The organism is Prosthecobacter sp. (genome assembly GCF_044232965.1).
Taxonomy (GTDB): Bacteria; Verrucomicrobiota; Verrucomicrobiia; order Verrucomicrobiales; family Verrucomicrobiaceae; genus Prosthecobacter.
Map to the genome: position 1 here is coordinate 94,374 of NZ_JBIIKX010000015.1, position 9,630 is coordinate 104,003.

General features: G+C 60.1%; 7 protein-coding genes. All 7 read left to right on the top strand.

Annotated features, from left to right (window positions below; all coding sequences use genetic code 11):
- Position 1 precedes the first annotated feature (1 nt).
- Entirely contained in the window at positions 2 to 637 is a 636-nt protein-coding gene (locus tag ACILSI_RS09005) for a gluconate 2-dehydrogenase subunit 3 family protein (protein ID WP_395721535.1), read from the top strand.
- A gap of 120 nt (positions 638 to 757) precedes the next feature.
- Positions 758 to 2,620 (top strand): alpha/beta hydrolase domain-containing protein, encoded by a 1,863-nt coding sequence (locus ACILSI_RS09010; protein WP_395721536.1) that lies wholly within the window; start codon positions 758 to 760, stop codon positions 2,618 to 2,620.
- 19 nt (positions 2,621 to 2,639) lie between these two features.
- The gene (locus ACILSI_RS09015; RefSeq protein ID WP_395721537.1) at positions 2,640 to 3,305 is read left to right on the top strand and encodes an SGNH/GDSL hydrolase family protein; all 666 of its coding nucleotides are present in this window, start codon (positions 2,640 to 2,642) and stop codon (positions 3,303 to 3,305) included.
- A 105-nt stretch (positions 3,306 to 3,410) separates the two neighbouring features.
- Positions 3,411 to 6,524, top strand: a complete 3,114-nt coding sequence (locus tag ACILSI_RS09020; protein ID WP_395721538.1) for a DUF1549 domain-containing protein — start codon at positions 3,411 to 3,413, stop codon at positions 6,522 to 6,524.
- A 4-nt stretch (positions 6,525 to 6,528) separates the two neighbouring features.
- Positions 6,529 to 7,935, top strand: a complete 1,407-nt coding sequence (locus ACILSI_RS09025) for a DUF1501 domain-containing protein (protein ID WP_395721539.1) — start codon at positions 6,529 to 6,531, stop codon at positions 7,933 to 7,935.
- 43 nt (positions 7,936 to 7,978) lie between these two features.
- Positions 7,979 to 8,587 (top strand): hypothetical protein, encoded by a 609-nt coding sequence (locus ACILSI_RS09030; protein WP_395721540.1) that lies wholly within the window; start codon positions 7,979 to 7,981, stop codon positions 8,585 to 8,587.
- On the top strand, positions 8,584 to 9,630 hold a 1,047-nt coding region (locus ACILSI_RS09035), incomplete at its 3' end, for a right-handed parallel beta-helix repeat-containing protein (RefSeq protein ID WP_395721541.1). The genes ACILSI_RS09030 and ACILSI_RS09035, both read left to right, overlap by 4 nt.

A 9,630-nucleotide genomic window follows, 5' to 3' on the forward strand; every position in this document is an offset into this window, starting at 1 on the left:
GATGAGCCCGACTGACAATCTTCCACGCATGGATCGTCGCAAGGCGATGCAGTGGATGCTCAGCGCCACGGCGACCCTGGCCGTGCGTGATCCAAATGCCTTTGGCGCAGATGATCTCATCAAGGCCAAAGGCTACGGCCCTGATCCGAGCATGGTCACGATCTACAAACCAGGCGATGTCTGGCCGCTCACGCTCACCGAACCGCAGCGGCGCACCGCGCGTGCTTTGTGCGATGTGATCATTCCTGCGGATGATACTTCACCCAGCGCTTCCGCAGTCGGCGTGCCGGACTTCATCGACGAGTGGGTCAGCTCGCCGTATCCAGCGCAGGCCGGTGATCGGCGCATCATTCTCGATGGCCTGAAATGGATCGACGAGGAAGCGATGCGCCGTTTTCAGAAGACCTTCGCTGATCTCACGCTCGAACGGCAAACGGCGATCTGCGATGACCTCGCCAGTGCCAAGCCGAAAGGCAAGAAGGCCGCTTCATTCTTCAAACGCTTCCGTGACCTGACTGCCGGAGGCTATTACACCACGCCCGAAGGCATGAAGGCCATCGGATATGTCGGCAACGTGCCCAGCGCGACCTTCGACGGTCCGCCGGTCGAGGCGCTGAAGCATGTGGGGCTGGCGTAGCATAGGCTTTCCAGCCTGTGCTTTCATTTCCGGAGCAGGACCCAAGCACACAGGCTAGAAAGCCTATGCTACGGAACATCATCATTGCCAAATCGACCGCTCTTCAACGTAGTGAACCTGATGCCTTTTCTCTCCCGCTTTCTCGCCAGCCTTTGCCTCGCCTCACTGACCACCCATGCCGCCGTCGTGCGGGTCGAGATCACGGAGCGTTCGAACATTCCCAAGTCGGCCTACGAGCAGATCACTGGCAAACTGCATTTCGAGATTGATCCGAAGTTGTCGGGCAATGCAGTCATCGCGGATGTGGACCTAGCTCCGGTGAATGCGGCGGGCAAACTGAGCTTTGTGGCCGATTTGAGGCTGTGGAAACCGAAGGACGACTCGCGCAGCAATGGCGCGGCGTGGGTGGAGATTCCGAATCGCGGTGGCAAATCGAGTCTGCCAGCCTCAATGATGGCGCAGGGCTTCACGATGCTGAATGTCGGCTGGGAGTTCGATGTCGCTGCCGACAAACTGCGCCTGGAGGTGCCCAAAGCGCGAAACAAGGATGGCAGCCCGATTCGAGGTGTGGTGAGCGCCGTCTTCACGCCGGACAAACGCTTGGATGAGCAGACGCTCACCGATCTGACCGATTATTCGCCAGTGGACATCGAAGGAGCCAACAGCCGGCTCATCGTGCGAGATCGCGCCGCTTTCTCCGGCGGCCAGGAAGTGCCGCGAAAGCATTGGAGCCTTCAAAATGGCCGAATTCGCCTCGAAGGCGGATTTGAGCCGGGGAAGACTTATGAAGTGTTTTATCTGGCCGAAGGGCCGCCAGTGGCCGGACTGGGCTATGCGGCGATTCGCGATGCGGTGGCGTGGTTGAAGCATGATCGGACCTCGCTCGCGAAGGTGAAACACGCCTATGCCTTCGGTTCATCGCAATGTGGTCGGTTCTTGCGCGACTTCGTCTATCTCGGTTTCAACACCGACGAGCAGGACCGCATGGCGCTCGATGGAGTGATGGCGCATGTCGCGGGTGCCGGGCGATTAGTGCTGAATCAGCGTTGGTCCACGCCGCGCAGTGTGTCGGGCTATTACACGGCCTCGTATCCGTTTGCCGACACGGCGCAAAAAGATCTGGTGAGCGGTCATGCGGAGGGAATTTTGGCAAACGCCCGCGTGAAGCACGCGCCAAAGATCTTCTACACAAACATGGCCGCCGAATACTGGGGCGCGGGACGTGTGGCGGCACTCACGCACACGACGCCGGATGGTGCGAAGGACATCGAGCTGCCAGAAAACGTGCGCTCCTACTTCTTTGCTGGCACCTCGCATGGTCCTGCTCCTTTTCCGCCGACGTCGCAGGTCAAAGGCTCGCCGCTGGCGAATCCAGTCAGCGCGAATGCGTCGATCCTCGCGCTGCGACTGGCGATGCATCGTTGGGTCAACGAAGGCATCGAGCCACCAGCGAGTGTGCATCCTAAGTTGAGCGATGGAACATTGACTCCGGTCGCGGAAGTGCGTTTCCCAAAAGTTCCCGGCATGGCCGCGCCAAATGCGGTGAAGGCTGGTGGTCGCGTGCGCAACCCGCAGTTGGCCGATGGCGCGGGAGACGGCACCGAGTTGCCGCTGCTGGTGCCGCAGGTCGATGCCGATGGCAATGACCTCGGTGGCATTCGCATGCCTGACATCGCGGTGCCGCTGGGCACGGCCACAGGCTGGGTATTTCGTCCGGCAGAGTTCGGATCGCCGAAGGATTTTTACCTGCTGCGTGGCGCATGGGTGCCGTTTGCCAAGACCAAATCACAGAGCGAAGCGATGAACGATCCGCGCCCCTCGCTGGAGGAACGCTATGCCTCCAAAGACGCCTATCTCGCCAAGGTGAAAGCCGTCGTGCTGAAGCTCGTCGAGCAACGCCTCATGGCCGAATCCGATCTCGAATCCCAACTCAAGCAAGCCGCCGCTCGCTGGGATTGGGTGATGCGTCCTTCCGCTCCGTAAATATCCACCACACTTCATCATGACACGCCTCGTCTCCCTCCTCCTCGCTTGTTTCATCACGCAAACCACCGCGCAGACCAGCTACAAGAAAGTCCTCTTCCTCGGTAACAGCATCACCAAACACGGCCCCAAGGCCGACATCGACTGGAGCGGCAACTGGGGCATGGCGGCGAGCGCCGAGGCCAAAGACTATGTGCATCTCGTCACGAAAGCACTCACCGAAAAACAAGGTGCCGCACCTGAGGTGCTGGTGAAGAACATCGCCGACTTTGAGCGGGCGTATGCGGGTTACGACATCGCCATGAAGCTCAAGGAGGCCGTCGATTTTCAAGCGGACCTCATCATCCTCGCCATCGGCGAAAACGTGCCCGGATTGAAGACGCCAGAAGAAAAGGCGAAGCTCCAGGAGAGCGTCACCAAACTGCTGACCACACTGAAAGGCGATCGCAAGCCCACGATCCTTGTGCGTAGTTGCTTCTGGGCCAATGCGGACAAAGACGAAGCGCTGCGTGGAGCCTGCACCGCCGTGAATGGCATCCAGCTGAACATCAGCGTCCTCAGCAAAGACGAGAAGAACTACGCCCGCTCCGAGCGCTCCTTCAAGCACGCTGGCGTCGCCAATCATCCCGGTGATGCGGGCATGGCGGCCATCGCAGAGGCGATGGTCAAGGCGCTGCCGAAGTAACGCACTGCTTTGGCAGCAGTTTTGCCAATTTTAGCGTCCAAAGTCGGGGCGCTAGGGCCTTATACTGGTGAAATGAATCAGTTTCGACTTTCCCATGCCCTTATCTTGCTCACTGGCCTTGCCTCCGGCGGTGCGTTTGCCGCTGATGACGCGCAGCGCGCAGCGATGACGTTCTTTGAGAAGGACGTGCGGCCGATCTTGGTGAAGCGCTGTTTTGAGTGCCACAGCAACACGAAGCAGAAGGGCGGCCTGCGCGTGGATCACATCGGCTATCTGAAAACCGGCGGCGACACCGGCCCGGCTTTGATTCCAGGCCAGCCGGGAAAATCACCGCTCATGGAAGCCATCCGCTATCAGGACGAGGACTTCCAGATGCCGCCAAAAAACAACGGCGGGAAGATGCCGGACGCGGAGATCGCGATTCTGGAGAAGTGGATCAAGCTCGGCGCACCATGGCCAGAGGACTCGGCGAAGAAGGTTGTGGTGACTGAAGGCGGTTTCACCGAGGAGCAGCGCAACTACTGGTTCTTCAAGCCGGTGGCGAAAGTGTCTCCGCCGAAGGTGGAGAGCAAGTGGGTGCGCAACGACATCGACCGCTTCGTCGCGGCGAAGCAGGCCGAGATGAAACTCGATCCCGCCGAGGAAGCTGACCGCCATGAGTTGGTGCGCCGCGTGTATTTTGACCTCCACGGCCTGCCTCCGACGCGTGAGCAGGTGGATGCTTTTGTGAATGACAAGAGCCCGCAGGCTTATGAAAAACTGGTGGACGAACTGCTCGCCAGCCCGCGCTACGGCGAGCGCTGGGCGCAGCATTGGCTGGACCTCGCACGCTATGCGGAAAGCGATGGCTACAATGCGGACGCCTATCGTCCGTCTGTGTGGCCTTATCGCGACTACGTCATCAAGTCGCTCAATGACGACAAGCCGTATGATCAGTTCGTGCGGGAGCAGCTCGCGGGTGACGAGATCGCGCCGAACGATCCGAACGTGCTTATCGCCACCGCGTTTCTGCGGCATCCGGTGTATGAGTGGAATCAGCGCGATGCTCGCGGCCAGTGGGACATCATTCTCACCGACATGACGGACACCACGGGCGAGCTTTTCCTCGGTCTGAGCATGGGATGCGCACACTGCCACAATCACAAGTTTGATCCTATCCTGCAAAAGGACTACTACCGCCTGCGCGCCTTCCTGGCGCCCGTGCAGTGGCGTGATGATTTGAAGCTGGCCACGCCTGCGGAAAAGAAGGCTCATGATGCGCAGCAGGCGAAATGGGAAGCCGCCACCGCCGAGATCCGCGCGAAGATGGATGCGCTGACCAAGCCGCTGCTCGAACCGAAAGTGGAGCGTGCTTTGACACGCTTCACGGAAGACTTGCAGGCGATGGTGCGCAAGCCAACCACCGAGCGCGAGGCTTTGGAAAAGCAGCTCGCAGGTTTGGTCGAACGGCAGATGCAGCAGGAGCGCAAAACCTTCGACCCGATGAAGAGCCTGAAGACGGACGAGGCCAAGGCAGAATACAAGGCGCTGGAAGAGGAGCTGAAGAAGTTCGACGAACTGAAGCCGAAGCCACTGCTGGACGCCTTTGTGGCGACGGATGCAGGTCCAAAAGCGCCTGCGGTGGCGATCAAGACTCGCAAGGGCGAGCAGCAGATCGAGCCAGGCTTCCTCTCGCTGCTGGACCCCAAGGAGCCGAAGATCACGCCGAAAGGCAATTCCACCGGACGGCGCACGGCTTTGGCAAACTGGATCACGCGGCCCGACAACCAGCTCTCCACACGCGTCATCGTGAACCGTGTCTGGCAGTATCACTTCGGGCGCGGCATCGTCGCCACCGCGAGCGACTTCGGCAAGCTGGGCGAGCCGCCGACGCATCCTGAGCTGCTCGATTTCCTCACGAAGCGCTTCGTGGCCAACGGTTGGAAACTGAAGCCGCTGCATCGCGAGATCATGCTGTCAGCGACATATCGCCAGACGGCGCGACGCGAGCCATCCGAGGCCGCATTGAAGATCGATCCATCGAACCGCTATCTGTGGCGCTTCAATCCTCGCCGTCTCGATGCCGAGCAGGTGCGTGATGCCTTGCTCGCCGCCAGCGGTGAACTCGATCCAAAGTCTGGCGGCCCCGCTGAAGATGGCAATGGCACGCGTCGCTCCGTCTTCACAATGAAGAAGCGCAACAACCAGAACGATTTGCTGCGCGCTCTCGATGCGCCTGCCGGATTCTCCAGCGTCGCTGAACGTCAGAGCACGACGACGCCCACGCAGGCGCTGCAACTGCTCAACGGTGACTGGTTGCTCGCCCGCTCGCGCAAGCTGGCGGATCGCGTCGAAAATATTGATGACGCCTGGCTTGCGGTGCTCGGCAGGCCGCCGTCAAAGAGCGAGCGCGAAACAGCGGAAGGCTTCCTGAAAAAGCGGGCCGGCACCGCCACGCCACCGACGAAGAAAAGCACTGAAGCGGCCGAAGAACCCGGCGGATTCAAAGAGAATTCACCGCATGAGCGCCTCATCGTTCAAAGCGGCGAGAAGGAAGGCGACGAGTTCACCGTGGAGACAATCGCCAGCCTCAACAGCATCGACGTGAACGCCTCTGTGCGCACGATTGCTTCGCGCTGGAATGGCGGGAAAGACAGTTTGGAAGCCTTTGGCTGGAGCCTCGGCGTCACCGGTGAGAAGTCGCGCTACAAGCCGCGCAACGTCATCGTGCAAGTCGTCGGTGAGGATGAGAACGCCAACATCGGCTATCAGGTCGTGCCTTCAAACATCCACATCGAGCTGGGCCGTCGCTACCACATCGTCGCGCGTGTTTCCTGCGTTGGTCACAACGTCACCTTCAGCGTGCGCGATCTCGACAAACCTGGAGCCGCCGTGCAGTCCGCCGTGGTGCCGATGGACATCCGCTCAAAGCTCAGCCTGGGCGCTTCACAACTCGTAATCGGCGGATTGAACAAACGCGCGCCATCGCATCAATGGGATGGTCAGATCGAAGCGCTGCGCATCGCCAGCGGTGCTCTCGCCGACAAGGCGCTCAACGCCGATCCTGAAAAATGGAGCGCGGGTCTCGTCACTTGGCGCAGTGCTGATCCACTGACCTCGCAATTTGCCTGGAACGGCTCCGACACCAAGACCGTCGAGGCGGACGATCCTTATCGACAAGCGATGAACGACCTCTGTCAGATCCTTCTCAACACGAACGAGTTCTTTTACCTCCACTAAGACCATGAACTGCAACCGATTCGACCTCCCCAACACGCGTCGCGAGTTCCTGCAAACCGCAGGCTGTGGCTTTGGTGCCGTGGCTTTGGCCGCACTGATGGGCGACCAAGCCCAGGCGGCTCCCGTGCGTCTGCCGCAGCGCTTGGCGAAGGCCAAAAGCGTCATCTTCCTTTTCATGGAAGGCGGCCCGAGCCATCTCGACACCTTTGATTACAAGCCGCTGCTGAACAAGCTCGCGGGGCAGTCTTTGCCTGCCAGCTTCAAGCCGCCGATCACCGCGATGGGCGAATCGAAGTCGCCGCTGCTCGAATGCAAGCGCACCTGGAAGCAGCACGGTCAGGGCGGCCTGTGGATCTCCGATTGGTTCAACAACGTCGCGCAGCATGCTGATGACCTCGCGGTGATTCATTCCTGCGCCTCCAGCGGCATCAATCACGCGGGCGGCGTGTGCTCCATGAACACTGGCTCCGTGTTTGGTGGTCGGCCTTCGCTCGGCGCTTGGGCGCAGTATGGACTCGGCACCGAGAACAGAAATCTGCCCGGCTTTGTCGTCATTAAAGACAGCGAGGCCACGGTGGTGAATGGCGTGCGCAACTGGGGCAATGGCTTCATGCCTGCCGTGTATCAGGGAGTTGAGTTCAACAGCGACGGCACGCCGATCAAGTATCTCGACAACCCGAAGGGCGTGGATCGTAAACGTCAGCGCGACAAGCTGGATCTGCTCGCGTCCTTGAATCGTGAATACGGTGCCAAGCGTGCCAGCAACACGGAACTCGACGCGCGCATCAAGGGCTACGAGCTCGCCTATCAAATGCAGGCCGAGGCACCCGAGGCCGTGGATCTCAGCAAGGAAACCGAGGCCACGAAGAAGCTCTACGGCATGGACAACGAGGCCACGGCTGTCTATGGCCGCAACTGCCTGCTCGCGCGTCGCCTCATTGAAAATGGTGTGCGCTTTGTGCAGCTCTACTCAGGTGCGGGCAGCAAGTGGGACAGTCACAAGGGCATCGAAGTGAATCACTCAAAGCTCTGCAATGCGGTCGATAAGCCCATCGCTGGTCTGCTCGCCGATTTGAAAGCGCGCGGCATGTTGGACGAGACCCTCGTGATCTGGGGCGGCGAATTTGGCCGCACGCCGATGAGCGAGCAGGGTGATGGCCGCGACCACAACCCCACCGGCTTCACCATGTGGATGGCCGGCGGCGGCGTGAAAGGCGGCCAGACCTATGGTGCCACCGACGACCTCGGCTTGTATGCCATTGAGGACCGACTGCACGTCCACGATCTGCACGCCACGATCCTGCACCTGATGGGTCTCGATCACACCAAGCTCACCTACAATCACAAAGGACTGCCCGAACGCATCGACCAGAACGAAGGGCATCCGTTTACGCGGCTGCTCGGGGCTTAACACGGGAAGAAGACGGTTTACGGCGCGTTTGGCATACAACACCATGCGACGCTTCATCCTCCCTCTCCTCCTTGCCACATCCTCCTTCGCGCAGACAGCCGATCCCAAGCCCCTCGTCGAAAAAGCCCTCACCGCCGTTGGCGGGAAGGAAAAGCTGCTGAAAATCTTACGCATCAAGGAGACCTTCCACTTCGGCAACACACCTGAGCCCGCCGAGGGCAAAAAGCGCTCCACCCGCGAGTCCATCCTCTCCCAGCCGGACAAATGGTGGATCAACAAGAAGGAGCGCGGTGCCGAACCCGCCAAAGACGACGTGCGCGCGTGGTCGCTCGACCTGCTTGTCGATGAAAAGTCCAAGATCGAGGTCATCCCCGACTTCACCGACGAGGGCAAAACCTGCTTCGGCCTTCAAGTCAGCGGCAGCGTCGATCCGGCGATGAAATTCTACTTCGACAAGGAAACCAGCCTCCTCCACCGCCTCGACTGGCGCGGCGACTTCTACCGTTTCACGGATTGGAAAGAGCACGATGGCCTCAAATACGCCAGCAAGACGATCATCTTCAAGCTCAAGGACAACAAGCCGTGGTTCTTCCACGAAGTCACCGAGGTGGAGCGGCTCAAGGCCTTGCCTGATGGTCTCGTGAAACCATGAGAACGCTGCTCTTCCTGCTCCTCGGCGGTTGGGCGGCTGCCGATGAAATCGTCGTGCGAGATGTCGCTTCGCTGCGCACCGCTTTGCGTGATCTCAAGCCGGGCACCACACTCAAAATCGCTCCTGGCGACTATCCCGGCGGCCACTCCGTCAGCGGGGTCGAAAAGCTCACCATCGAGGCCCTGGATGCGAAAAATCCGCCTCATTTTAAAGGCGGCGGCAATGCGTGGCATTTCTCGCGTTGCAACGACCTCACTCTGCGGAATCTGCGCATCAGCGGACAGACGGGCAACGGCCTCAATCTCGATGACGGCGGCGATTTGGCGAATCCTGTCACCGGCATCACGATTGAGCGCGTCGATATCAGCGACATCGGCCCCAAGGGCAATCATGACGGCATCAAATGCTCCGGCCTCGACAAGCTGACGATCCGCGACTGCACGATCACTGGCTGGGGAGGGCAGGGGGTCGATTTTGTCGGCTGTCATCACTCGCTCATCACCGGCTGCCGTTTCATCGGCAAGGAAGGTTTCACCGCCAGCGCCGCCGTTCAGCTCAAAGGCGGCACGAGCGATGTCATCGTCGAGAAATGCCATTTCACGAATGCGGGCGAACGTCCGCTGAACATCGGCGGCTCCACCGGATTGCCATATTTCCGACCGCAAGGAGCGAAACACGAGGCGGCTCGTATCACCGCCCGGGACAACGTCATCGAGGGCAGTTTATGCGCCGCCGCGTTTGTCGGTGTCGATGGCGCGGAATTCAGCGGCAACACGATCCTCTTTCCAACCAAGTGGATCTTCCGCATCCTCCAGGAAACCAAGGAGCCCGGCTTCGCGCCTTGCCGCAACGTGCTCCTCAAAGACAACCGCATCGTCTTCCGACGTGCTCAGGTGCAAATCGACATCAACATCGGTGACGGTACCTCCCCCGAGACCTTCCGCTTCGAGAACAACCGCTGGTTTGCCGAGGACAGGCCGCAATCCTCGAAGCCGAAGCTGCCCGTCGAGGAAAAGAACGGCGTTTACGGTGTCGATCCACGT

Bases quoted from the DNA above. Each gene is read 5' to 3' on its own strand.
- ACILSI_RS09005 (WP_395721535.1), top strand. From the start codon at position 2: ATGAGCCCGACTGACAATCTTCCACGCATGGATCGTCGCAAGGCGATG.
- ACILSI_RS09010 (WP_395721536.1), top strand. From the start codon at position 758: ATGCCTTTTCTCTCCCGCTTTCTCGCCAGCCTTTGCCTCGCCTCACTG.
- ACILSI_RS09015 (WP_395721537.1), top strand. From the start codon at position 2,640: ATGACACGCCTCGTCTCCCTCCTCCTCGCTTGTTTCATCACGCAAACC.
- ACILSI_RS09025 (WP_395721539.1), top strand. From the start codon at position 6,529: ATGAACTGCAACCGATTCGACCTCCCCAACACGCGTCGCGAGTTCCTG.
- ACILSI_RS09030 (WP_395721540.1), top strand. From the start codon at position 7,979: ATGCGACGCTTCATCCTCCCTCTCCTCCTTGCCACATCCTCCTTCGCG.